The sequence below is a fragment of the Agromyces luteolus genome (genome assembly GCF_009729855.1).
GTDB classification, from domain to species: Bacteria; Actinomycetota; Actinomycetes; order Actinomycetales; family Microbacteriaceae; genus Agromyces; species Agromyces luteolus.
The window spans coordinates 65543-89922 of the sequence record NZ_WODA01000006.1; the positions used below are offsets into that span (position 1 = coordinate 65543).

Sequence of the window (24380 nt, forward strand, 5' to 3'; positions counted from 1 at the left end):
ATGTCTCGGGCTCCTCAGATCCCGAACAGCCCGCGGGCGTTGTCGAGCAGGATCTTCCGCCGCGACTCGTCCTTGAAGGGCAGCTCGGCGAACTCGTCCATCCACCGGTCGGCGGTCATCACGGGCCAGTCCGAGCCGAACAGCACGCGGTCGGTGATGAGCGAGTCGGCGTAGCGCACGACCTCGGGCGGCAGGTACTTCGGCGCCCACCCCGACAGGTCGAGGTAGACGTTCGACTTGTGCCACACCATCGCGAGGTTCTCGAGGTGCCACGGCCAGGCCGGGTGGGCGCTGATGATCTTCAGCTCGGGGAACTCGGCGGCGACGTCGTCGATGTAGGGCACGGGCCTGGCGTTCTCGAGCCGGTAGCCGCCGCCGCCCGGCGTGCCGGCGCCCGCACCCGGGAAGCCCGAGTGGAACATCACGACGAGCCCGAGCTCGGCGCACGTCTCCCAGATCGGGAAGAACCGCTGGTCGTTCGCGAGGAACTTCTGCCGCGACGGGTTGAGCTCGCCCACGCCCCTGATGCCGTACTCGTCGTGCATGCGGCGGATCTCGGCGATCGCCGCCTCGCCCTTCCACGGATCGATGCCCGCGAAGGCGAGGAACACGTCGGGGTGGTCGGCCTGCGCGCGACCGAGCAGGTCGTTGGGCGCGCCCTTGATCCCCGACGTGGTCTCGGAGTCGGAGTTCACGATGACGGCCATCATGCGCCGCTCGCGGTACTGGTCGGCCTGCTCGGCGAACGACACGACGGGCCGCTCGCGCCCGAAGTGCTTCGCCATCTGCTGGTGCCGCCGGCCCATCGCAGCGAGGAACTCCTCGGTCTGCGGGTGCGTGTGCACGTCGATCGCGACGAGGTCGTCGGGGCGGGTCATGCGGGGGTCCCTTCGGGTGCGGTGGTGGCGGCGACGGATGCCGCGTCGCGAGCCAGCACGTCGGCGTTCCCCTCGCCGAGCCGCGGCGCCGCCCGCAGCGCGGGCCGTCCGCTGGCGTGGAACACGGTGCTCGGGGCGGGCACGCGCAGTGGCGCGCCATCCGGCCCCTCGATCTCCTCGACGAGGCCCATCGAGGCGACCTGCGGGTCGTCGAACAGGTCGGCGACGGTGTTCAACGGACCGTGCGGGATGTCGTGCGCGACGAGCCGGTCGAGCCAGTGCTGCCGCGGCATCCGCTCGGTGATGGCCTTCAGCTCGGCGTCGAGCTCGTCGTAGTTGCGGACGCGCGCCTCGCGGGTCGCGAAGCGCGGATCGCTCGCCAGGTCGGGGCGCTCGAGCACGTCGAGCAGGCCCGTCCAGAACTTCTCGGGCACCGACATGTGGATGACGAACGCCTTCCCGTCGGAGCCGACGCACGCGTACGCCTGCGCGCGCCGCGGGCGCGAGTCGGGCCCGGCGACCTGCCCGGTCTCGAGGTAGGTGGCCGCCGCCTCGGTGAGGAAGTCGATGAGGGAGCCGACCATCGACACCTCGACGTGCTCGCCCTCGCCGTTCGGCCGCTCGCCGCGGGCGTGCAGCGCCGCGAGAATCGCCTGCGACGCCGACAGGCCCGAGAGCAGGTCGGAGAACGCCGGGCCGAGCGGCCGGAGCGTGTCGGCCGGAACGACCTGGCTGTACATCGCGCCGACCGCCGAGATGACGGTGTCGTAGGCGGGCCGGGCGGCGTAGGGGCCGCTCGGGCCGAAGCCCGTGATCGAGCAGGTGACGAGCCGCGGGTTCAGCTCGTGCAGGGCGTCGGGTCCGAAGCCGAGGCGGTCGGCGACGCCGGGGCGGAAGTTCTCGATCAGCACGTCGGCATCGGCGGCGAGCGCGCGCAGCGCTGCGAGCCCCTCGTCGCTCTTCAGGTCGAGCACGACCGCGCGCTTGCCGCGGTTGTACGCGGCGAACTGCGGGCTCATCGCGCCGTGGCCCTCCCAGCGCCGCATCGGGTCGCCGTCGGGCGACTCGACCTTCACCACGTCGGCGCCGAGGTCGGCGAGCAGCTTCGCCGCGTACGGCCCGGAGATGTACTGGCCGAGCTCGATCACGCGGATGCCCGCGAGCGGGCCCGCGCCGCGGACCGTGCCGGCGGCGCGTCCCGGGTCGCGCATGCCCTGGTCGGGACTCATCGGGTCTGCTCCTCTCGGTGCTCGTTCCTGAGGTCGTCGGGGCGCGTGTCGAGGACGGTCCAGCCGCGCTGCACGAGCACGAGGTGCAGCGGCACGGCCTTCGACACGAGCGAGGTCGTCGGGCACCGCCGCGCCGCTTCGCGCAGCAGCGCCACGGCCTGTTCGGGCGCCGCGTCGTCGTCGATGCGGAGCTCGACCACGAACCAGAGCGGATGCGCCGGCGCGCCCTCGACGAGGTGCTCGCCTCGGAGGTCGAGGCACGTGCGCACCTCGGCCTCGAGCGAGCGGACCGCGACATCCGCCGCCGCCCAGGTCTTCGCCGCCCAGCCGAGCACGCAGAACGCGATCGAGCTGAGCAGGTACCGCATCGGGCTCGGCGCCGAGTCGTGGCCGCCGCGCTCGGCGGACTCGTCGGACCGGAACGAGTAGTGCGTGCCGTACTGCTCGAACTCGGAGACCGACGCGACGTCGCCCTCGAGCCGCGCGGCGACCCAGGGCCGCATGCGGGCGGATGCCGCGTCGGCGCGCGTCCGCTCGGCGACGCGCTGCAGCGAGGCGCGCAGCCGCGGTCGGTCGATGAGGTCAGCGGACATCGATGATCACCTTGCCCGGGGTCGTCGTGGGGAACTCGCGGTACGCGCGCCGCACGTCGTCGAGCGGGTAGCGCGCGCCGATGCGCGGGCTCACGGCGCCCGCGCGCACGAGGTCGAGCGCACGCCGCACCTGGTCGAGGTCGGCGCTCGCGACGCCGACGAGCCGCTTGCGGGCGAGGTAGAACTCGCGCGCGTCGATCGAGAGCCGGGTGTCGACGGATGCCGCGCAGAACGCCGCACGCCCGCCCCACCCGAGCGCGGCGATCGCCTGTCCGAGGAGCGCGGCGCTGCCGCTCACGTCGACGACCGCGTCGAAGCGGTCGCCGGGAGCCAGCGCTCCGGCCAGGTCGGCGCCCGCTCCGGTGACGAGCACCCGCACTCCGTCGGGCGCGTCGTCGAGCGGATGCCGCGTGGCCGCGGTCACGTCGGCGCCGACGTGCACGGCGTACTCGAGGGCCGCGCGGCCCAGCACGCCGCCCGCGCCGGTGACCAGGAGGCGATCACCGGCGCGGACGCCGGCGGCGTCGAACGCGTTGACGACGATGGGGAGGCTGTGCACGGTCGCCGTGGCGACCTCGGCGGCGAGCCCCGCACGGTCGAAGGCGACCGCCGACGGAACGACGACGAACTCGGCCGCTCCGCCGTCGCGATGCACGCCCACCACCCGCTGCGCGGGGCAGGTCGATTCGCGGCCCTCGGCGCACGCGGCGCATCGACCGCAGGGGATGTTGGGCTTGACGACGACGTGCTGCCCGACGCGCTGCTCGGGGACGCCGTCGCCGACGGCGACGATCACCCCGGCGGGGTCGATGCCGAGCACCCGTGGGAGCTTCGCGGCGGCACCAGGGCCGTGGCCGGCGATGACGTTGAGGTCGAGCTGGTTCACGCCGACCGACTCGACGCGGATGAGCACCTCGCCCGCGCCCGGCTCGGGAACGTCGACGTGCGCGACGTCGAGTCCGTCGAGGCCATGGGCCTGGAGGAGGGCTGCACGCACGGTCGCCTCGTTTCCGGTCGGTCTCGCGGCATCCGCGCCGCTTTGGATACCGTATCCAAAAATGCGCCGGTTCGTCCAGACCGAGATCGAACCCATCGTCCCCCGAAGACGTTCGTCAGGAAACCGTGGACAGATGCACAAGTTTTGGATACGGTATCCAGCAATTCGCGAGAGGCTCCGCTCTCCGCGGGACGCCGACCGCGAGTCAACCCGCCAAGAATGGAGAGTCATGCGCAGATCCATCCCTCGCTCCGGCCTCGCCGCGGCCGCCGGCCTGGCAGTGTTCGCACTGCTCACCGGCTGCGCCGCGGGCGCCCCCGCAGCAGGCAGCGACACCGAGCCCGTCGAGCTCGCCGACGGCGAACCCGGCGAGCCGGAGGACACCGACATCACGGTGGCCATCCCCTTCCCCGACATCACCATGTACTCGATGTACGTGCTCGCCACCGACCTCGGCTACTACGAGGAGGAGGGCCTCACGGTCGAGGTCATCACGGCCGACAACGTGACCGCGGCCGTGGCATCCGGCAGCGCCGACATCGGCGTCGAGTCGACCGGTACCGTCATCGAGGCGATCCGCGGCGGCGTCGAGGTCGACCTCGTCTCCGGGCACTACTGCCGGCAGAACTTCGACTTCGCCGTGCAGCCCGAGATCGACTCGGTCGAGGACCTCGAGGGCACGTCGATCGTCCTCGCCGGCACGCCCGGCGACCCGGCCGAGTTCCAGCGGGCCCGCGTGCTCGCCGAGGAGGGCTGGGACCTCGAGGGCGTGAACGTCGAGGTCGTCTACCCCGGCCCCGGCTCGGAATCGTGGACGGAGTTCTTCGTGAACGACCGCATCACGCTGCAGCCGTTCTACGGCGACGACCGCCCCGCGCTGGAGGAGGCCGGCGCGAAGTTCCCCGTCGAGGCGCTCCGCAACTGGGCGAACGACGTCATGGTCGCCGGGAGCGGCTACGTGCAGGAGAACCCGAACACGCTCGTGCGATTCCTGCGGGCGACGCTCAAGGCCGTCGACTTCGTGACCGCCCCGGCACCGGGTGAGTTCCCGGACAACGTCGACGAGGTGCTCGACATCTACGAGGCGAACGACTTCGACGTCGAGGCGCTCCGCGGCTCCGACAGCCCCTGGGTGCTCGACGGCCACCTCGCCTGCCAGAACCTCTACTTCGACACCGAGGCCTGGGACACCACCGTCGAGACGCAGAGCCTCGAGCCCATCGAGTTCGACACCGCGCAGCTCGTCTACCTCGAGAAGGCGCAGGAGCTCCTCGGCCTCGACAACTCCGGCCCGGAGACCCTCCCCTACCCCTGACCCGATCCCCCGCACGATCGACGGGCCCTCGCCGCAGCGCATGACGGCGGGGGCCCGTCGCGTGCCCGGCGGCGGTGCCCGTATGGGCCGGCCGAGCCGACGGTTCACGCGGTGCACGTGCATTCCGATCGGTCCCGCCCGAAGGCTTGTACCCTTCGTGGGTGCTGTTCGGCGTGTTCTTCGTGCTTACCTTCCCCTTCGCGGCCGGGTTTCTGATCTTCCTGATCGTGTGGTCGATCAGGCGGGCGCGTCAGGGTGGGCGTTCGGCGATCATCGCGACGATCGGGATCTGGGCTGCTGCCGGCGTGCTCACCGGACTCGCCGGCACCGCGTGGTACCTGGCGAATTGGCGGTCGGCGGTATCCGCATCCCCACCGCAGTTGACCGGTCGCTGGTCGAGTGAGTCGTCGGATGGCAGGGCCACGATCGAACTGAGACGGGACGGGTCCGCCGTCGTCGAAGGTGTTCCGTCGGATGCGGCGTGGACCTTCGACTGGATGGATGAAACCCCCGATCTTCCGGCCGTGCTCGACGGCCACGGAACGTGGGAGGGCGAGCGATTCGGCTCCGTCGAGCTCAGCTGTGCGGACGGACGAGACCTTCGCCTGCTCTGGCATGCGGTCGAGAGCCCGACCGGCACGATGTACCTGCAGTTCATCGCAGGCGACCCCGATGCTCCGGAGTACTTCGGCGAGTTCAGCAAGGTCGACGACCAGAATGCGCCGGACATGCAGGCGACGACGAAGCCGGCCTGCTGAGATGACTTCGGGTCGTTGATTGACCCCCCATCGCATCACAGGCCATGCGGATCGACGTCACTGGCATCAGCTGTGAGGTGAGGAGAGGGATTCGCCTTGGAGGCGTCGGGCGTCGAGGCGGCAATGGGCGTCTCCGGCCTCGGCACGAGGAAGTGGGCAACGATCTCGGCGTCCGCGAAGGCGCAGCGCTTCTTCGCATGAGGCGCGGGTGCTCGGCCGTCTCAGATCACGTCTTGGACTTGCCTCGCCCGGCTCGGACGTTCTTCAGTCCCTGAACCCCGCTGGCGATGTTGCGGCCAACGGCATTCGGCACGCTCTCGTTGGCCAGCGGCGCGTACTTCCGGTGGGCGGCTTGCCTGGAGGTTCCGAGGACGGCGCCGATCGCCGCCCATGTATCACCTGCGGCGTGCGCCTCCGCGACCGCGTCCGCGAGATCGCGTTCTGCCGCCTCGAGCGCGTCGAGTGCAGCACCGATCCTCGCCAACTGCGCTCCATCGCGCATGTCCGACTTGGCGAGTTCGAGTTCATCGAGCCACGCCTCCGTGCTGTTCTTCTTCGTTGTCGTCATGCTGTCACCGCCTAGATCAGGTCGTACCACTTGGGGCGAAGGTTGTCGGCGTGAATGACCCGGGTCGGATCGGCCGCCGGGACCACGACGATCTCGAGGAACCGCCCGTCCTGGGCTGGGCCGATGATGAGGATCTGAGGGTCGCCGTCACGCTCGACTTCGCGGTACACGCGCGGGTGGCGGATGGCGTGTCGGATGTCGGCATCCGTGATGCCGTGCTTCCTGGCGCTCGACCTGATCTCCACATCGTCAACCTATTGTTGACGGCCGACATCCCGGATGTCAACCAAATGATGACACGTGCAGGGACGCTGCAGCTTCAGTCGCAATGTCGCGTCGAAGGGATCCCTCACTGCGGCATTACCTCGAGGGGAGCATGTAGCGCTTGGGCGAATTCGGCAAAGAACCAACTGCCGCACTTCGAGGACCTCGCCAATCGGCGGGGCCCTCTGCATGTCTGTGAGGGACCTACGATGGTCCCTGACCCAGCCCTTGCGCCCGCCGATGGAGGGAACGTTGACCTCGGATACATCGCCCTCACTGAACCAGTTGTTCAAAGCGCTCGGCAAGGACCCGCGGTATCAACTCATCTCCGCATGGGTCTCGGTCGGGCTGTCGCCCTTCTTCGTCTTCATCTTCTGGGTGCTCGCTCAGACGCTGTCGCCTTGGTTCTGGATGCTGGTCGCCGCCGCCGCGGTGAACTTCGCGCACAACATCTGGCTCGTCGTGAAGTACCGGCGCGCATTTCGGCAGGAGACTCCGGCTGAGGCGCGTTTACACGCCGAGTAACTTCGGCAAGAACTAACTGTCGCACTTCGAGGGCCTCGCCACTTGGCGAGGCCGATCCCTCACTGATCATCGGTCGGCCTGATCGGTCGTCGAGGAGATACGCTTCCGTCTGCAGCTCCTCGAAGCCGGATCCGAGCTGGTGATCGAGAAGGAACGACCGGGATGCCGACGACTGCCATGTTCTTCCTCGCATTCTGGTGGGGAATGGTCGGTATCGGCTCCGCAGGAGTCCGCGCTTGGTTGATCGACCGCCTCAGGATCATCAACGGCGGCGTCGACTCCTCGCGCCTACGATTCGGCAAGCGGGTTGCCGATGTCCTCATCCTCTTCATGCTCGCTACTGCAGCGTTCTGGTTGATCATGGCGCTGGTCGGTCTCGCGACGAATGGCCCCTCATGATCAGTCTGATGCGCCGCTGGTTCTGCTGGTCCGACACGTTCAACCCCTGGGGCCCGACAGGTGCCGTTGGCGCAACATTCAACGTATTCGCGGCCGGAGCACTGATCCTGATGTCCCTCGGGAGCAGTCCGATGCCGTGGCCCTTCCACTTCGTCTCCTGGCTGGCGCTAGTTGGCTCGCCGTCCGTGCGTGGTGGAACCTGATCCACTCGTGGCGATATCCGACCCTGCCGGACGAGTCGGAGGACTGACGCAATCGCCGGCTCTCAGAGCTCAGCGCCCGCAAGCTGGTCCTTCACCGAGACCTCGTCGGTTGGGATATTGCCATGCGGCAGCGGGATCGGGTGGACCGACCGGGAACATGGATCGGGGGTGGCGGTTGTCGTCAGCTCTGGCGGGTGCAACGGACTTCGCACCCGCCAGTAGTGACGACATCCTCAAATGACGACCCGCGGCGCGCGGCGGCCGTCCCGGATAACCCGCCCGATGCCCGTCGCAATGAGGGCGCCCCGTCAGGCGTCGCCGCTCGTGCCGGCCCGGCCCGCGCACGCAGCAGCCGGCCCCCGTCATCGCGCATGAAACGGGGGCCGGCGGTCTGTGGGCGAGCGGATGCCGCGTCAGCCGCTCGACACGCGGGCGGGCGCAGCAACGGAAGCCGCGCCATCCGCCCGTGACGGCACCGCCGCGATCGCCTCGATCTCGAAGCGGTACTCGGGGCCGGCGAAGCCGGCGACCTGCACGAGCGTCGACACGGGGAAGTCGTGCGTGAAGTAGCGCGCGCGGATCTCGCGCACGTCGTCGCGCACGAGCCGGAAGTCGTCGCGGACGAACACGTTGACCTTGACGACGTCGGCGGGGGTCGCGCCCGCGGCATCCAGCACCGCGGCGAGGTTGGCGAAGGCGAGCTCCACCTGCTCGCGGGTGTCGGCGGGCATCGTGCCATCCGCTCGCATGCCGATGATGCCGCTGACGAACACGAGGTCGCCGCCCGAGACGCGGATGGCCTGGCTGAAGTCCGCCGTCGGCGGGTAGACGCCGACGGGCCTGATGATCTGCTTCTGCATGCGCCAGACCCTTACGACGCCCCGACGATCTTGCGGTCGTCGTACCAGGGCGCGAGCCGGCGGCGCAGCGTCGAGATGAGCCACAGCGTGAGGTTCGCGATGATCACCATGACGATCACCAGGGCGATCGCCTCGGCCATCATGAACTGGTACGCCGCGAACTCGAGCAGGTGGCCGAGGCCGCCCGTGCCACCGAGGAACTCGCCCAGCACCTCGCCCGTGAAACCGAGCGCCGCACCGCGCTGGATGCCCGACAGGCTGTAGGGCAGCGTCGCCGGGAAGATCACCTTCCAGCCGAGGTACACGCCGTTCACGCCGAACACGCGGCCCGCGCTCACGAGCGACGGGCTCACGGTGACCGCACCCTCCATCGTGTTCAGGATGATCGGGAAGACCGCGAGCAGGAACACGAGCGCGATCTTCGACTCGTTGCCGAGCCCCAGGATCAGGATGAAGAGCGGCGCGAGCGCCACCTTCGGCGTCGAGTACAGCAGCCACAGGAACGGCGCCACGGTGAAGCGCAGCACCGGCGACCAGCCGACCGCGAGGCCGACGACCACGCCGACGACGATCGCGAGGGCGAGGCCGATCAGCAGGTTCTGCATGCTGTAGACGAACGCCTGCCAGAACTCGGGCTCGCCGAGGAGTCGCACGAACGCCGCGATGATCTCGGTGGGCGGCGGCAGGAACGCCGCGGGCACGAGCTGCAACCAGCTCACCGCGGCCTCCCAGACCAGCAGGACGGCGGCGACGACGCCGACGAGCAGCCACGCCCACTTGCCCTCGCCGGAGCGGACGACGCGGCGCGGACGGACGATGCGGTTCGTCCCGGTCGCTGAGGTGACGGTCATCGACGTGCCTTCCTCGTCCACGGTGCGACCCAGCGCTCGACGAGGGTCACCACCTGCGTCATGCCGACGCTCCACACGACCACGAGCGCGATCGCCGCGAACGCCTGGTCGGTCTGGTAGGTGTTCGCGGCACGGATGATCACCGCGCCCATGCCCTGCGCCGAACCGGTGAGCTCGGCGACGACCATGCCGATCGTCGCGAGCACGACCGCCTGTCGCAGCCCGGCGAAGAGGAACGGCACGGTCGACGGCAGGTACACCGACCGGTACAGCTGGAATCGGCTCGCACCGAAGACCGTGCCGGCCCGGATGATCGACGGGTTCGTCGTCCGCATGCCCGCCGCGACGTTCAGCAGGATCGGGAAGACCGCGCTGATCGCGACGAGGAAGATCACGGGACCGATGCCGAACCCGAACCACGCCTTCGCCAGCGGCTGGTAGGCGATCGTCGGCGTCGCGTAGATCGTCCACGCGATCGGCCCGACGACCCGGTCGACCGGGAGCGACGTGCCCATCAGCAGGCCGAGCGGGATCCCGATCGCGACCGCGATCGCGAAGCCCGTGAGCCACGCCTGCAGCGACACGAGCGCGTTCGTCGCGAGCACGCCGCTCGACCACAGCTCGAGGAAGCCCTGCCAGATCGCCGACGGCGGCGGGAAGAAGACCGGGTTGATCCAGCCCAGCACGCCGACGACGAGCTGCCAGAGCACGAGCATCACGACGACCTCGGCGGCGAGCACGAGCGCCTTGCCGCGCGCGCTCAGCCCCGCGAGCCAGGCGCCGATGCCGCCGCGACCGAGGTTCGGCCCCGAGGCGAGGAACGTGCTCACTTCGACACCGCCGCGGCGGTCGCCTCACCCTGCAGCGCGTCCCACAGGTGGTCGCGGAGCTCGAGGAAGCGCGGGTCGCTCTGGATGCTGCGCTCCGATCGCGGCCGTGCGAGGCCGGTCTCGATGACCTCCTTGATGGCGCCCGGATGGCTCTTGAACACCACGATCCGGTCGCCGAGCAGGATCGCCTCCTCGATGGAGTGCGTGATGAAGAGCACCGTCTTGCCCGTCGCCGCGATGAGCTTCTCGATCTCGGCGCGCATGACCTCGCGCGTGAGCGCGTCGACCGCACCGAGCGGCTCGTCCATCAGCAGGATCCGCGGCTCGGCGACGATCGCGCGGGCGAGGCCCACGCGCTGCTGCATGCCGCCCGAGAGCTCGCGCGGGTACGAGTGCTCGAACCCGCTGAGCCCGACGAGCTCGATCGCCTCCTGCACGCGGTCGCGCCATCCGTCGCCTTTCAGGCCCTTCTGCATCTCGAGCCCGAACTTCACGTTGTCGAAGACCGTGCGCCACGGCAGCAGCGCGTAGTCCTGGAACACGACCGCCCGGTCGGGGCCGGGGCCCGTGACCGGTTCCCCGGCCACGAGCACCTGCCCCGCACTGGGCTTCACGAGCCCCGCGATCACGTTCATGAAGGTCGTCTTGCCGCAGCCCGACGGGCCGAGCACGGTCACGAACTCGCCCTCGCGGACGTCGAGGTCGACGCCCTCGATCGCGACGAGCTTCTTCCCGGTCCTGGCCACGTCGTAGCTCACGCCCAGGCCGCGCACCGAGATGAGCGACGAGACGGATGCCTCGTCCTCGGCCGGCTCGATGGTGGTCGTCATCGCAGTCCCCTCTCCCATGTCCACGGGGCGCCTCGATCAGGTCAGCGCCGGCTCGGCGGCGTGCTCGCGCATCTTCGGCAGCACCTCGGTGCCGAGCAGCTCGATCTGCTCGAAGAAGCGGTCGAACTTGAACCGGAAGTCGAACACGAGGTGCTCGGTGCCGATCGCCTCGAACTTCCTGAGTTCCTCGACCGCCTCGTCGGGGTCACCGACGATGAGCTGGCCCTCCAGGTCCTCGACGGTCTCGAACGTACCCGAGGGCGGCTTGACGGCGAACTTCGCCTTGTTCGCCCAGGCGAGCAGGCCCGGGATGTTCACGTGCTTCAGCGCCTCCTCGCGCGTCGCCTCGATGGAGGTCGGCGGGATCACCGACACGGTCGGCATCGGGCGGCCCGAGGCATCCGTCAGCTCGCGCATGTTGGCGATGCGCTTCTCCATGGTCGCGAGCGAGATGCGGCCGGGCATCCAGCCGTCGGCGTACTCGGCCGCGAGCCGCGCCGAGCGCGGGGTCGCGCCGCAGTACCAGAACGGCACGCGGCCGCCGACGGGCTTCGGCTCGATCGTGACGTTCTCGAACGAGAAGATGCCGTCGTCGTAGGTCACGTCGTTCTCGGTGAACACGCGCTTCAGGATCTCGGCGTTGGAGCGGACCGCCTCGACGCGGTCGAGGTCGCCCCAGCCGATCGCCTCGAACTCGTGGTCGAACGTGCCGGCGCCGAAGCCCAGGATCAGCCGCGGGCCGACGAGCTGGGTGATCGTGCCGGCCATGAGCGCCGTGACGAGCGGGTGGCGGAACGGGATGAGCGACCCCGTGCCGAGCTCGAGCTTCTCGGTGACCGCCCCGATCGCGGTGAGCGTCGTGAGCGCGTCGTAGAAGGTGCGGTTCGGCTTCTCCATCTCGCCGTGCGGCTCGAAGACGAGGTGGTCGCGCACCCACACGGAGTCGAAGCCCATCTTCTCGGCGAGCTGCGAGCCCTCGAGCAGCTTCTCGCGGCTCGCCTCCTCGCCGAAGTGCGGCAGCAGCAGTCCGAATTTCATCGCCATGTCAGTTCCCTTCCGTTCCGGCCGTCTCGGCCGAGATGTCGGCCGGCGCGGCCGCGAGCTTCCCGTATCCGGGCTCGCCGACGACGGCGCCGTCGGCGTAGACGTCCCGGCCGCGCACGAGGGTGCGCTCGATCCGGGTGCTGATGGTGCGGCCGTCATACGGCGTCCAGCCGATCTTCGAGAGCACGTCGTCGTTCGTGATCGTCCACTCGTGCTGCATGTCGGCGATCACGATGTCAGCGTCGGCGCCGACCTCGAGCGTGCCTTTCGTGCCGGCCAGCCCGAACTTCTCGGCCGGGATCCGGGCGACCATGTCGACCGCGCGATCGAGCGTCAACTCGCCGCGGTTCACGGCGTCGAGCATGAGCTCGTAGTAGTACTGGATGCCCGGAGTGCCGGTGTGGGCGCTCCACATCTCGGTCCAGCCGATCTCCTTCTCCTCGCGCGTGTGCGGCGCGTGGTCGGAGCTCGCGATGTCGATCGTGCCGTCGCGCATGCCCTCCCAGATGGCGGCGCGGTTGTCGTCGGGCACCCAGTACGACAGCGCGTACGGCCCGAGGGTCTCCACGTCCTTCCAGGTCGAGAGGAACGGCGCCCAGTGGTTCACCTCGCACGTCACGTCGATGCCGGCGGCCTTCGCGCGACGCACGGCCTCGATCGAGCGGCGCGTCTGGATGTGCGCGATGTGCACGGGGCATCCGGATGCCTCGGCGAGACGCAGGATCACGTCGATCGCCGTGTCCCAGATGACGCCCTCGCGCGCGGCGTACGCCGAGGCGTAGCCCTGCGGCGTGTTCTCGCCGCGGGCGAGCACCTCGCCCTCGATGTAGTCCATGAGCGCCTGATCGTGCGGGTGCACGATGAACCGCTTGCCGGTGCCGGCGATGCGGTCCATGATCTGCAGCAGGTGGCCGTGGTCGTGGATGCCGGTGCCCGCGGGGTGCGGGTAGGTGCGGCCCGTGTCGACGACCATGTAGATCTTGTAGGCGTTGATGCCCATCTCGGCCATGGGCACGATGTCGTCGAACTTCGTCGGCGCCGGGTTGTGGTTCCAGTCGACGATCGACGTCGACGCGTAGCGCTCGAACACGTCGGTCAGCGTCTCGACGTCGACGGTCGGCGGGTTCAGGTTCGGCATGCCGAAGATCGTCGTCACGCCGCCGGCGGCCGCCTGCCGCGTGGTCGTGAGGATGTCGTCCTTGTGCTCGTAGCCGGGCTCCCGGGTGTGCACGTGGGCGTCGACCATGCCGGGCAGCACGAGTCGCCCGGTCGCGTCGATCGTGCGGGCGGCGTCGACGGCGACGCCGGGTGCGACGAGGCCGGCGATCCGGCCGTCGTCGACGAGCAGGTCGGCGGTGGTCGGGCCGGACGGCGTCACGACGACGCCGCCGGCGATCCTGAGGTCGATGGTCACTGGGGTGCCTCCATGCGCTCGAGGTGCTCGTCCTGGCCGGGCGAGCGGGTGGTGCGGACGTCGACGTGGCTCGGGCGCACGTAGCGGTCGAGCCAGTCGACGATCAGCGGGGTGGTCTGCTCCCAGTAGCGGTCGTACGCGGCGTAGTGCGTGGTGTGCCGCTGCACGACGAGCTGCTTGGGGCCGCGCGCGGCGGCGTACAGCCGCTCGGCGTGGTCGGTGGGTGTGGTCGCGTCGCCCTCGACGCCGATGACGAGGAGGGGCGTGGTGAGCCGGGCGGCCGCGTCGATCGGCCGGTAGGCGAGGATCTCCTCCGCGCACGAGAGCGGGATGGCGCTCGGGATGCGGTCGTCGACGTCGGCCTTGATCGTCGTCGCGCGCCGCTCGGGCGTCGGGACCATGATCTCCTCGCGGGGGTGCACCAGGCGCCCCTCGCCGGTCGTGACCCGGAGGCGTCGGTCCTCCTCGAGCCCGGCGAGGAAGGCGAGCCACTCGTGCTCCTGCCGCATGCGGTGCAGCCAGTCGGTGCCGTCGGCGACGGGCACCTGGCTGACGGCCGCCTTCACGCGCGGGTCGGCGTCGGCGAGGAGCACGGCGTTGCCGCCGCCCGTTCCGCCCGTGCCGAAGACGCCGATGGCGTCGGGGTCGACGTCGTCGCGCGTGGTCAGGTAGCTGACCGCGTTGACGAGGTCCTGCAACTGCCGCGCGGGGGAGAGGATGCCGCGGTCGCCGCCGGAGTCGCCGAAGCCGCGATAGTCGAAGACCAGCACGGCGAAGCCGGCGGCCACGAGGGCCTCGTGGTAGCGGACGTAGAGCTTGGCGTCCTTGAGCCCGAGCCATCCGGGGCCCTGGACGATGGCCCGGTACGGGCCGGGCTCATCGGGTGTGCGCCAGAGTCCCGCGAGGCGGTCTCCCTCGCTGTAGAACTCGACCGGTGTCGTCTGCATGGATGCGACGTCCTTCCGTTGAACGCTGCGACGCGTGGTTCGGGTGGATTCCTGCACCCGTGATTTGGATCATGCACCATTCTGGATCCAGAATCCAGTATTGAATCCACTTCCACCGCGTGGAATGATGACGAGTGACCGCCGGTTCGGATTGACCGGTCGGGCCGGCCCGGGATTGGGCCGCGAGTCGCCGACGTTCGTCGGATCACGCAACGCACACCGTCCCGGAGGCCCCATGTCCACGTTCACGAACCCCCGATCCCGTGCCGCGCGCGTCATCGCGCCGCTCGCCGCCGCGGCATCCGTCGCCCTGCTCGCCGCGTGCGCCACGACGGCGAACGCCGGTTCCGACGACGCGAGCGCCGGCCAGGACGCCGCCGCGTCCGGCTTCCCCGTCACGATCGACAACTGCGGCACCGAGGTGACCTTCGACGCCGCCCCCGAGCGCGTCGTCACGATCAAGTCGTCGACGCTCGAGCTCCTGCTCGCGCTCGGCCTCGAGGACCGCGTCGTCGGCGCCGCCTTCACCGACGGACCCGTGCCCGACGAGTTCGCCGACGCCGCCGCGGGCATCGAGATCCTCTCCGACAAGGTGCCCTCGCAGGAGGCGACGCTCGCCGCCGAGCCCGACCTCGTCTTCGCCGGCTGGGAGTCGAACCTCAGCGCCGAGGGCGCGGGCGACCGCGCCACGCTCGAGCAGCTCGGCGTGCACACCTACGTCGCGCCCGCCGCGTGCAAGGCCGAGGGCTACATGCCCGACCCGCTGACCTTCGACGGCGTCTTCGCCGGCTTCGAGGAGGCGGGCGAGATCTTCGGTGCGACGGATGCCGCGGCCGACCTCGTCGCGGAGCAGCGCGCCGCGCTCGAGGCGATCGAGCCGAGCGACGACGGGCTCACCGCGCTCTGGTACTCCTCGGGCGACGACCAGCCGTTCGTCGGCGCCGGCATCGGCGCGCCGCAGATGATCATGGAGGCCGCGGGCCTGGCGAACGTCGCCGCCGACGTGCACGACACCTGGACCTCGCTCTCGTGGGAGGCCGTCGTCGACGCGAACCCCGACGTGATCGTGCTCGTCGACGCCGCGTGGAACACCGCCGAGGCGAAGATCGAGAAGCTCGAGGCGAACCCCGCGACGGCCGCCATGCCCGCGGTCCAGCAGGGCCGCTACGTGATCGTCGACTTCCCGTCGACCGAGGCCGGCGTCCGCAACGTCGACGCGGTCGCCTCGATCGTGGAGCAGCTCGGGGCACTCTGATGGCGATCCAGACACCCGGTGGTCGAGTAGCCGGCGCAGCCGGCGCATCGAGACCTTCCCAGCCTCGGCGGGGCCTCGATACGCGGCCTCCGGCTGCGACTCGACGATCGGGCTGGACCGCGGTCGGCGTCGGCGGCGCGCTCGTCGCGCTGCTCGCGGCATCCGTCGTGCTCGCCGTGACGATCGGGCCGGCCGGGCTCGCGCCCGGCGACGTGCTCGCGTCGATCGCCGCGCACCTGGGGCTCGGCGAGCCGACGCTGTCGCCGCTCCGCGACGCGATCGTCTGGGAGCTGCGCATGCCGCGCGTCCTCACCGCCGCCGCGGTCGGCGCCGGACTCGCGATCTGCGGCGTCGTCATGCAGGCGCTCACGCGCAACCCGCTCGCCGACCCCTACCTGCTCGGCCTCTCGTCGGGCGCGTCGGTCGGCGCGGTGATCGTGCTCGTGCTCGGCATGGCCGTCGCCCTCCCCGTCGCCGCGTTCGCGGGCGCCCTCGCTGCCCTCGCCGCGACGCTCGGGCTCGCGCGCGCGGCCGGCGGGCTCAGCCCGACCACGACCGTGCTCGCGGGGCTCGCCGTGTCGGCCGTGTTCGGCGCGGTGACGAGCCTCGTGATCTTCTGGAGCGCCACGACCGACAGCTACCGCGAGATCCTCAACTGGCTGCTCGGCTCGCTCGCCGGCGCCGGCTGGCCGGCCGCGGCCCTCGCGGGCGCCGCGATCGCGATCGTCGGGCTGCCGCTGCTCGCGACCGGGCGCACGCTCGACGCCTTCGCGTTCGGCGACACCGCGGCATCCGCCCTCGGGATCCACGTGCCGCGCACGCGCGCGCTGCTGCTCGTCGCGACCGCGCTGCTCACCGGCGCGCTCGTCGCGGTGAGCGGGGCGATCGGGTTCGTCGGCCTCGTCCTTCCGCACGCGGTGCGGCTCGTCGTCGGCGCGCGGCACCGCGCGTTGCTGCCGCTGTCGGCGCTCGCCGGTGCGGTGTTCTTGGTCTGGGTCGACACGGGAGCCCGCACGCTGTTCGATCCGCGGGAGCTGCCGGTCGGGATCCTCACCGCCCTCGTCGGCGGGCCGGTGTTCGCGGCGCTGCTGCTGCGCGCTCGGAGGACGTCGTGAGCGGCGGGCGCCCGGGCAACGGCCTCGAGGGCTCGCGCGTCTCGTTCGCGCGCGGGTCGCGGCTCGTGGTCGACGGCGTCGACATCACCGTGCCGCGCGGCGCGGTCGGCGCGCTCCTCGGCCCGAACGGCGCCGGCAAGTCCACGCTGCTGCACCTCCTCGCGGGCGTCGAACGTCCAGAGGTCGCCTCGCTCACGCTCGACGGCGACGACCTCGTCTCGCTGCGGCGACGCGAGCGCGCCCGGCGCATCGCGCTCGTCGAACAGGACGCGCAGGCGCCCGACGCCCTCGGCGTCGAGCACGTCGTCGGCCTCGGCCGCATCCCTCACCAGTCCGCGTGGGGCGGCGACTCGACCCGCGACCGCGAGGTCGTCGCGCGCGCGCTCGAGGCCGCCGACGCGACGGCGTTCGCGGGCCGCCGCTACGACGAGCTCTCGGGCGGCGAGCGCCAGCGCGTGAACCTCGCGCGCGCGCTCGCGCAGGAGCCCGAGCTGCTCCTCCTCGACGAGCCCACGAACCACCTCGACATCCGCGCGCAGCTCGCGACGCTCGGGCTGCTCCGCCGCCTCGCCGACGACGGGCTCAGCGTGCTCGCCGCGCTGCACGACCTCTCGCTCGCCGCGTCGTACGCCGACCACGTGGTCGTGCTCGCGAACGGTGTCGTGGTCGCCGCGGGCGACCCCTCCGACGTGCTCACCCCGCCGCTCATCCGCGCGGTCTGGGGCGTGGAGGCGAGCGTGCTGCGGCATCCGTCGACGGGTCGGCCACTGCTGGCGTTCGCGCCCGCCGACGCGGATGCGCCGGCCGCGCCCGAGCCGGCACCTGCGCCCGAGCCGGCCTGATCGGATGCCGCGGCGCGGTTCGCTCCCTCGGTGCGCGCGACGCCCGGACTGCTCCCGGTTCACAGGAGATCCGTCGGACTGCAGGACCCTCCGGCGTGGAACGTCCTGTCGATCGACGGCCGTCCTGCGAACTCGGATGCCGCGGCGCGGGCATCGGCGTAGCGTGGCCGCCATGGCACAGGTGACCGAGGACCGCCGGGCGCTCGTCGAGTCCGTCGCGGAGGAGTTCCTGCACAATTCGTGGCGCGGGCGACGCCTGGTCGCGGTCGAGGGCGCCTCCGAGGCATCCGCCGCGCGGTTCGCCGACGACCTCGCGGCGACGCTCGTCGAGCGCGGGCACCCCGCCGTGCGGGTCTCGCTCGGCGACGTCTCCGAGGAGGAGCTCCGCGCGGAGACCGTCGATCCGTTCCGCGCCGGCACGCTCGCGGGAGCCGAGGCCGACGACGCCGTGCTCGTCGTCGACGGCCGGCGCCTGCTGAACGACGCCGTCCGCGGCATCTGGCACTTCACGGTCTGGACGCTCGCGGGCGACGAACTCCCCCACGCCTCGACGAACGTGATCATCGACCTGACCGACGAGTCCGCGCCCACGCGGTACTTCTACGACCTCTGCAAGCTCCCGCCGAGCATCGGCGAGCGCCGCGCCGCGACGGGCTGACCGCTGAGGCGCCGGCGCGCACGGGGTACAGGATGGGACGCATGAGCGAACGCGGCATCTCCGTGACCACGGCCGAGGAGCTTGAGGCGATCCTCGGCGCCCCGACGAAGGCGGCCTCCGAGAAGACGCGCGACCGCCTCAGCGGGATCGACCGCGAATGGCTCGCCGCGGCATCCCTCGCCTTCGTCGCGACCGGCGACGAGCACGGCGACCTCGACGTCTCGCCCAAGGGCGACCCCTCCGGCTTCGTGCACGTGCTCGACGACACGACCATCGCGATCCCCGAGCGCCCCGGCAACCGGCGCGCCGACGGCTTCCACAACGTGCTGCGGAACCCGCACGTCGGGCTGATCCTCGTCGTGCCCGGCCGTGGCGACACGCTCCGCATCAACGGCCGGGCGACGATCGTGCGCGACGCGCCCTTCTTCGATCGCCTGGTCGTGAAGGGACACCGGCCTGCGCTCGCGCTGGTCGTCGACATCGACGAGGTGTTCTTCCACTGCTCGAAGGCATTCCTCCGCTCGCAGGCGTGGAAGCCCGAGTCCTGGACGCCCGACGCCGTCCGCCGGCGCGCGCTCATCGCCAAGGCCCTCGAACGGCCCGAGGCGGATGTCGCCGAGCTCGACGAGTACTACGGGCCGTCGTACGCCGACCGCATCTACGGGTAGCGCGCGAGCGCGGCATCCGCCCCGCCCGGGCCGACCTCAGGACAGGATGTCGCGCGTCGCGAACCGCCAGGCCGCGAGCCCGCCGAACACCGCGATCCACGCGGCCTGCAGCAGCGCGTTGTCGCCGAACGACTCCCACGACGGCGGCGAGCGCAGCAGGTCGGCGAAGTCGAACCAGCGGTCCGTGAACAGGAACGGATGCACCCACTCGAGCTGCGGGATCGCGCCGACGATCTGCGCGACGACCGCGAGGATCGCCGTCGCGGCCATCGCGCCGACCGGCACGACCGTGAGCGTGGACGCGAACAGGCCGATCGCGGAGAGGCCGAGCATCGAGACGGCGACGTACGCGCCGATCGCGAGGAGGCGCAGCAGGCCCTCGCCGACGGGGATCTGCCCGCCGGAGAGGAGCGTGACCGGACCCACGGGGAACAGCATCCAGCCGACGAGCGTGCCGACGACCACCACGGTGAGCGCCGCCGCGAGGCAGAACACGGCCGCGACCGCGTACTTGACCGAGAGCAGTCGCAGGCGCCCCGCCGGGGCGATCAGCAGGTAGCGCAGCGTTCCGTGGCTCGCCTCGCCGGCGATGGTGTCGCCCGAGACGACCGCGATCGTGAGCGGGAGGAACAGCGGGGTGGCCACGACCAGCGCGGTCATGCCGACGAAGAGGCCGTTGCCGGCGACCTGGTCGAGGAAGGCCGGACCGCGGCCCGGGCCGGACGGGCCGGCGATGCGGATCGCGATCGCGATGAGGATCGGGATGAGCGCGAGCGCCGCGAGCATCGCCCAGGTCCGCCGGCGTCGGAGGAGCGTCACGGTCTCGGATGCGAGGAGCGAGGCGAGGCCGCCGCCGCGTGGGCGTGCAGGAGCCGTCCGGGGCGTGTCGACGGCCGGAGCGTCGCCGACACCGGCGGGGGCGCCGACGGCCGCGGATGCCTCAGGCGACGACATCGAAGCCCTCCCCGGTGAGCTCGACGAAGCGCTGCTCGAGGCTCGTGCGGCGGATCGCGAAGCCGCGGACGCGGACGCCGTCGCGCACCAGGGCGGCGACGATCGCCTCCGCGGCAGGTTCCTCGCCGTCGCCGCCGGAGTCGTCGGTCGGCAGGGCGGCGACGACGAGCGCGTCGCCGGACCCGCCTGAGGGCGCCGCCTCCGGCCGGGCCGCGGGCGCGGCATCCGTCGCCAGACCCAGGCGAGACAGCACCGCGCGCGCGGCCTCGGCGTCGGGCGTGACGACCTCGACCCGGGAGGCCCCCGACCGGCGGAACTCGTCGAGCGTGCCCTGGGCGACGAGCCGGCCCGCGCTCATCACCCCGACGTGCGTGCAGAGCTGCTCCACTTCGGCGAGCAGGTGGCTCGAGACGAACACCGTCGTGCCGTCGGCCGCGAACGAGCGGATGAGCGAGCGCACCTCGCGCGTGCCCTGGGGATCGAGGCCGTTGGTCGGCTCGTCGAGCACGAGCAGGTCGCGCGGCATGAGCAGGGCGTTCGCGAGGCCGAGGCGCTGCTTCATGCCGAGCGAGTAGGCGCCCGCCTTCTTGCGGGCGGCGTGCGAGAGTCCGACCCGGTCGAGGGCGGCCGCCACGCGCCGGGCCCGCGTCGACGGCGGGGCGTGCCGGTCGGCGGCGTCGAACCGGGCGAGGTTCGCGGCACCGGAGAGGAACGGCGCGAACGCCGGCCCCTCGACGAGCGCGCCGACGCGGGGCAGGACGTCGTCGAGTCCCTTCGGCATGTCGGTGCCGAGCACCCGCGCGGTGCCGGAGGTCGCCCCGACGAGTCCGAGCAGCATCCGGATGGTCGTGGTCTTGCCCGATCCGTTCGGCCCGAGGAAGCCGAACACCGACCCGCGCGGCACGGCGAGGTCGATGGCGTCGACCGCGACCTGCGCGCGGAAGCGCTTGGTGAGTCCGTCGGTCCGGATGGCGAGGTCGCTCACCGGCGGCCCGTCAGCGACCCGACTCGGCGTACCCGACGAGCGCGTCGACCGGCACCGACCCGGCGAGCACGCGTCCGTCGTCGGTGAACAGCACCGACAGGAGCGACGTCTGCAGCGCCCGACCGCCCTCGACGGGGGTCGTGAGCGTGTCGAGCAGGTCGAGCGCCTCGCCCTCGGTGAAGGGCGGCTCGGTCGCGGGCGCGACCGGGTCGTCACCACGGTGCTCGGCCATCATCTCCGCGGCCGTCGCGGCATCGAACTCGACGACCGTGGCCCAGCCCTCGCCGTGGACGACCGGATGCGGCGCGTCGGCCGCGGCGTCCGCCCCCGACCCCTCCCGCGCCTCGGCCTCGGCGAGCCGCTGCCGGAGCTCGTCGACGCTCGGCAGCGGCAGCGTCTCCTCCTGGACCGTGAACGCATCGCTCGGCTCGAAGTCGAACACCGACGCGTCGGGCGCGGCGAACGAGACATCCGTGAACCCGGTCTCGAAGGCGGGCGCGTCGGCGCCGCGGGCGGTGACGGATGCCGCCAGCGCCACCCCGTTCTCGCCGTCGACCGCGACGCGGATCTCGCCGACGAGCGTCTCGTCGGTTCGCGGCACGAGCACGAGCTCGTACACGTCGCGGCCGGCGACGCGCCCGTCGGTCCCGACGGAGACCTCCGTGGTCTCGTCGAGCCGATCGAGCGCTCGGTCGAGCAGCTGCTGGGGGGTCGGCAACTGCTCGCCGTCGGGGAGGTCCGCCTCGGCCTTCGCCGTCGCCTCGTCGGCGAGCCGCTCGAGCTCGGCCTCGAGTCCCTCGACGTCGGCGCCGTCGGCCACGCTCAGGCGCGTCGCGGTCTGGGACTCGGAGTCGACGAACCACGCCTCGCCGGGGGCGACGTAGACGTTGCGCTCGGCCATCCGGTCGAGCACCTGCAGCCTGGCGCGCTCGCCGTCGAGGTACACGTTCGCGTCGAAGCTGCCGGTCGCGAGCGACACGAGATCCGAGAGGGTGTCGGATGCCGCGGGGTCGCCGCCGCCCTCGGCGTCGCCCGTGCCGGAGCCGCCGCCGGCGCCGCCGGTGAGCGCGCCGAGGTCGGGCAGGCCGAGCTCGGAGCGCTGCTCGATCGTGCCCGACAGCGCGTCGACGTCGCTCGCCTTCGCGAACGCGACGAGTTCCTCCGGGGTCTTGTCGGGCAGGTCGACCGTGGCGTTCGCCTGCATCGGCACCAGCACGGCGATCGCGATCGCGACCGGCACCCCGACGGCGGGGACGACGGTGCGGGCTCGGAAGCGGGACGGCCCGGTGCGGCGTGGGCTCATGCCCTCAGGCTACGCCCGCCGGATGCCGACGCGGCCGGTCCGGGAGCGAATTCGCAGGCTCCCCGACGAACGACGACACGCGCAACCCCATTGCCCGGTGTCGCGTCGCGGGTCTACGGTGGGCAGCATTCGCTTGTAACCAGTTCGGGGGGTATTCCATGGTCGACACCGAAGTCCGCTCCCGCTCCGCGCTCCGCCGCGCGGGCATCGCCACCGCTGCCGCGCTCGCGGCCGGAGGGCTCGTCGCCGCCGGTCCGGCGGTCGCCCTGCCGTCCGCCGCGCCGCCCGGTGCGAGCGTCACGGCGGGCAGGCCGGCGCCGCCCTCGCCCGCGACCTCGACGGGGTACGGCGGCGCCGTGTCATCCGTCGACGCCGAGGCGAGCCGCATCGGACTCGAGGTCCTCCGCAAGGGCGGCAACGCCGCCGACGCCGCGGTCGCCACGGCCGCCGCGCTCGGCGTGACCGAGCCCTACAGCGCCGGCATCGGCGGCGGCGGGTACTTCGTGCACTTCGACGCCGCCACCGGCGAGGTCACGACGATCGACGGCCGCGAGACCGCCCCGGCCGCGATGGAGAGCGATGCGTTCATCGACCCGGCGACGGGTGCACCGTACCCCTTCTTCGACGTCGTGTACTCGGGGCTATCCGTCGGCGTGCCCGGCACGCTCGCGACCTGGGAGACCGCGCTCGACGAGTTCGGCACCGAGTCGCTGAAGGAGATGCTGAAGCCGTCGATCCTCCTCGCGACGCGCGGGTTCGAGGTCGACGACACCTTCCGGGCGCAGACCGCGGCGAACCAGGCGCGCTTCGCGCAGTTCCCCGCCACTGCCGAGCTGTTCCTCCCGGGCGGCGAGCTCCCCGTCGTCGGCTCGACGTTCCGGAACCCCGATCTTGCGAAGACGCTCCGCGAGATCGCGCTGCGCGGCACGGACGCGTTCTACGAGGGTGCGATCGCCGACGAGATCGCGGAGCTCGTGCAGGACCCGATCACGACCGCCGACGCGACCCTTCCGGCCTATCCGGGCTCCATGACCGCCGACGACCTCGCCGGGTACGAGACCCTCCTGCAGGACCCGACGCACGTCGACTACCGCGGCCTCGACGTCTACGGCATGGCGCCGTCGTCGTCGGGCGGCACGACCGTGGGGGAGTCGCTGAACATCCTCGAGGACTTCGAGCCGTCGGCGGATGACCCGGGGCAGGCGCTCCACCTCTACCTCGAGTCGACCGCACACGCGTTCGCCGACCGCAACGCGTACGTCGGCGACCCGGCCTTCGTCGACGTGCCGACCGAGACGCTGCTGAGCCAGGAGTTCGCCGACGCGCGAGCGTGCGAGATCGACCCGGACGCGGCATCCGTCAAGCCGGTCGCACCGGGCGCGCTCGACGCGACCGGCTGCGCTGCGGCGGCGGCGGCGATGCCGGAGGGCGCCGAGGGCCCGTCGACCACGCACCTCTCCGTCGTCGACCGGTGGGGCGACGCCGTCGCCTACACGCTCACCATCGAGCAGACGGGCGGATCGGGCATGACCGTGCCGGGTCGCGGGTTCCTGCTGAACAACGAGCTGACCGACTTCAGCTTCGTGCCGAACCCCGACGACCCGAACATCGTCGAGCCCGGCAAGCGCCCGCGCTCGTCGATGTCGCCCACGATCGTGCTCGACGACGGCGACGTGCGCTACGTGGTCGGCTCGCCCGGCGGCTCGACGATCATCACGACGGTCGTGCAGATCCTGCTGAACCGCATCGACCTCGGCATGACCATGCCGGAGGCCGTCGCCGCACCGCGTGCGACGCAGCGCAACACGGCAGCGGTCCTCGCCGAAGCCGACTTCATCTCGGAGTACGCCGACGACCTCGCGCCCTACGGGCACGTGATCAACCCGACCGGCGAGATCGGCGCGGCGGCCGCGATCGAGGTGGACGCCGACGGGCTCATGACGGCCGCGGCCGAGCCCGAGCGCCGCGGCGGCGGCACCGGGCTCGTGCTCGAGCCGACCGGCTGAGGCGGTCCGGTGGTCGAGTAGCCGCGGAGCGGCGTATCGAGACCGTACGCGGGTCTCGATACGGGCGCTGCGCGTCCTACTCGACCACC

At 71.6% G+C, this 24380-nt stretch carries 26 protein-coding genes; 10 read left to right on the plus strand and 16 right to left on the minus strand.

The window, feature by feature from the left end; all coding sequences use genetic code 11:
- Positions 1–14: 14 nt before the first annotated feature.
- The 4 genes from GLX25_RS03905 to GLX25_RS03920 are packed head-to-tail and all read right to left on the minus strand — an operon-like array spanning position 15 to position 3697.
- Positions 15–878, minus strand: coding sequence for an amidohydrolase family protein (locus tag GLX25_RS03905; RefSeq protein ID WP_155840897.1), 864 nt, complete (start codon positions 876–878; stop codon positions 15–17).
- On the minus strand, positions 875–2107 hold the full coding sequence (locus tag GLX25_RS03910; protein WP_155840898.1) for a CaiB/BaiF CoA transferase family protein: 1233 nt from the start codon (positions 2105–2107) through the stop codon (positions 875–877). Before GLX25_RS03910 ends, GLX25_RS03905 begins: the two co-directional genes overlap by 4 nt.
- Positions 2104–2700, minus strand: a complete 597-nt coding sequence (locus GLX25_RS03915) for an OsmC family protein (protein WP_155840899.1) — start codon at positions 2698–2700, stop codon at positions 2104–2106. Before GLX25_RS03915 ends, GLX25_RS03910 begins: the two co-directional genes overlap by 4 nt.
- Positions 2690–3697, minus strand: coding sequence for an alcohol dehydrogenase catalytic domain-containing protein (locus GLX25_RS03920; RefSeq protein WP_166548422.1), 1008 nt, complete (start codon positions 3695–3697; stop codon positions 2690–2692). The genes GLX25_RS03915 and GLX25_RS03920 overlap by 11 nt, the downstream gene beginning before the upstream one ends.
- Before the next feature lie 229 nt (positions 3698–3926).
- Between GLX25_RS03920 and GLX25_RS03925 the strand changes: the two genes are divergently transcribed.
- Together GLX25_RS03925 and GLX25_RS03930 are read left to right on the plus strand one after the other, a co-directional pair.
- Entirely contained in the window at positions 3927–5012 is a 1086-nt protein-coding gene (locus GLX25_RS03925; protein WP_155840901.1) for an ABC transporter substrate-binding protein, read from the plus strand.
- A 161-nt stretch (positions 5013–5173) separates the two neighbouring features.
- Complete coding sequence (locus GLX25_RS03930; protein ID WP_155840902.1) at positions 5174–5770, plus strand: hypothetical protein; 597 nt, start codon at positions 5174–5176, stop codon at positions 5768–5770.
- Between the two features lie 226 nt (positions 5771–5996).
- Here GLX25_RS03930 and GLX25_RS03935 read toward each other — a convergent pair whose 3' ends face one another.
- Entirely contained in the window at positions 5997–6338 is a 342-nt protein-coding gene (locus tag GLX25_RS03935) for a hypothetical protein (RefSeq protein WP_205719823.1), read from the minus strand.
- A gap of 11 nt (positions 6339–6349) precedes the next feature.
- Positions 6350–6583, minus strand: a complete 234-nt coding sequence (locus GLX25_RS03940) for a DUF4258 domain-containing protein (RefSeq protein WP_166548423.1) — start codon at positions 6581–6583, stop codon at positions 6350–6352.
- A 304-nt stretch (positions 6584–6887) separates the two neighbouring features.
- Between GLX25_RS03940 and GLX25_RS03945 the strand changes: the two genes are divergently transcribed.
- Positions 6888–7127 (plus strand): hypothetical protein, encoded by a 240-nt coding sequence (locus tag GLX25_RS03945; RefSeq protein WP_155840903.1) that lies wholly within the window; start codon positions 6888–6890, stop codon positions 7125–7127.
- A gap of 162 nt (positions 7128–7289) precedes the next feature.
- Complete coding sequence (locus GLX25_RS03950) at positions 7290–7526, plus strand: hypothetical protein (protein ID WP_155840904.1); 237 nt, start codon at positions 7290–7292, stop codon at positions 7524–7526.
- 616 nt (positions 7527–8142) lie between these two features.
- Here GLX25_RS03950 and GLX25_RS03955 read toward each other — a convergent pair.
- The 7 genes from GLX25_RS03955 to GLX25_RS03985 are packed head-to-tail and all read right to left on the minus strand — an operon-like array spanning position 8143 to position 14505.
- Positions 8143–8589 carry a RidA family protein gene (locus GLX25_RS03955; RefSeq protein ID WP_155840905.1) on the minus strand — a complete coding sequence of 149 codons (447 nt, stop codon included), beginning with the start codon at positions 8587–8589 and terminating at the stop codon, positions 8143–8145.
- Between the two features lie 11 nt (positions 8590–8600).
- Entirely contained in the window at positions 8601–9440 is an 840-nt protein-coding gene (locus GLX25_RS03960) for an ABC transporter permease (protein ID WP_155840906.1), read from the minus strand.
- Positions 9437–10270, minus strand: coding sequence for an ABC transporter permease (locus GLX25_RS18745; protein ID WP_166548424.1), 834 nt, complete (start codon positions 10268–10270; stop codon positions 9437–9439). The genes GLX25_RS03960 and GLX25_RS18745 overlap by 4 nt, the downstream gene beginning before the upstream one ends.
- Positions 10267–11100: an ABC transporter ATP-binding protein gene (locus tag GLX25_RS03970; RefSeq protein WP_155840907.1), complete on the minus strand. Its 834-nt coding sequence runs from the start codon at positions 11098–11100 to the stop codon at positions 10267–10269. The genes GLX25_RS18745 and GLX25_RS03970 overlap by 4 nt, the downstream gene beginning before the upstream one ends.
- Before the next feature lie 36 nt (positions 11101–11136).
- Entirely contained in the window at positions 11137–12144 is a 1008-nt protein-coding gene (locus GLX25_RS03975) for an LLM class flavin-dependent oxidoreductase (RefSeq protein ID WP_205719824.1), read from the minus strand.
- Between the two features lies 1 nt (position 12145).
- The gene (locus GLX25_RS03980; protein ID WP_166548425.1) at positions 12146–13558 is read right to left on the minus strand and encodes a dihydroorotase; all 1413 of its coding nucleotides are present in this window, start codon (positions 13556–13558) and stop codon (positions 12146–12148) included.
- Entirely contained in the window at positions 13555–14505 is a 951-nt protein-coding gene (locus GLX25_RS03985) for an alpha/beta hydrolase (protein ID WP_155840908.1), read from the minus strand. The genes GLX25_RS03980 and GLX25_RS03985 overlap by 4 nt, the downstream gene beginning before the upstream one ends.
- A 235-nt stretch (positions 14506–14740) precedes the next feature.
- On the opposite strand from GLX25_RS03985, the gene GLX25_RS03990 reads away from it, so the two are divergent.
- The 5 genes from GLX25_RS03990 to GLX25_RS04010 all read left to right on the plus strand — a co-directional run bounded on the left by GLX25_RS03990 (position 14741) and on the right by GLX25_RS04010 (position 19043).
- Positions 14741–15760, plus strand: coding sequence for a putative F420-0 ABC transporter substrate-binding protein (locus tag GLX25_RS03990; protein WP_155840909.1), 1020 nt, complete (start codon positions 14741–14743; stop codon positions 15758–15760).
- The gene (locus tag GLX25_RS03995; RefSeq protein WP_155840910.1) at positions 15760–16875 is read left to right on the plus strand and encodes a putative F420-0 ABC transporter permease subunit; all 1116 of its coding nucleotides are present in this window, start codon (positions 15760–15762) and stop codon (positions 16873–16875) included. Before GLX25_RS03990 ends, GLX25_RS03995 begins: the two co-directional genes overlap by 1 nt.
- On the plus strand, positions 16872–17717 hold the full coding sequence (locus GLX25_RS04000; RefSeq protein WP_166548426.1) for an ABC transporter ATP-binding protein: 846 nt from the start codon (positions 16872–16874) through the stop codon (positions 17715–17717). The genes GLX25_RS03995 and GLX25_RS04000 overlap by 4 nt, the downstream gene beginning before the upstream one ends.
- A 172-nt stretch (positions 17718–17889) precedes the next feature.
- Positions 17890–18375, plus strand: coding sequence for a nucleoside/nucleotide kinase family protein (locus GLX25_RS04005; RefSeq protein ID WP_155840911.1), 486 nt, complete (start codon positions 17890–17892; stop codon positions 18373–18375).
- Positions 18376–18416: 41 nt separating this feature from the next.
- A complete protein-coding gene (locus GLX25_RS04010; RefSeq protein WP_155840912.1) occupies positions 18417–19043 on the plus strand; it encodes an MSMEG_1061 family FMN-dependent PPOX-type flavoprotein in 627 nt (208 codons plus the stop codon).
- 36 nt (positions 19044–19079) lie between these two features.
- Here the strand turns inward: GLX25_RS04010 and GLX25_RS04015 are convergent, their stop codons facing one another.
- The 3 genes from GLX25_RS04015 to GLX25_RS04025 are packed head-to-tail and all read right to left on the minus strand — an operon-like array spanning position 19080 to position 22285.
- Complete coding sequence (locus tag GLX25_RS04015; RefSeq protein WP_155840913.1) at positions 19080–19997, minus strand: ABC transporter permease; 918 nt, start codon at positions 19995–19997, stop codon at positions 19080–19082.
- A complete protein-coding gene (locus tag GLX25_RS04020) occupies positions 19984–20982 on the minus strand; it encodes an ABC transporter ATP-binding protein (protein ID WP_166548427.1) in 999 nt (332 codons plus the stop codon). Before GLX25_RS04020 ends, GLX25_RS04015 begins: the two co-directional genes overlap by 14 nt.
- Before the next feature lie 10 nt (positions 20983–20992).
- Positions 20993–22285: a LolA family protein gene (locus GLX25_RS04025; protein WP_155840914.1), complete on the minus strand. Its 1293-nt coding sequence runs from the start codon at positions 22283–22285 to the stop codon at positions 20993–20995.
- Between the two features lie 158 nt (positions 22286–22443).
- Here GLX25_RS04025 and ggt point away from each other — a divergent pair, with 158 nt between their 5' ends.
- A complete protein-coding gene (ggt, locus tag GLX25_RS04030; RefSeq protein WP_155840915.1) occupies positions 22444–24291 on the plus strand; it encodes a gamma-glutamyltransferase in 1848 nt (615 codons plus the stop codon).
- The last annotated feature ends 89 nt before the right edge of the window (positions 24292–24380 follow it).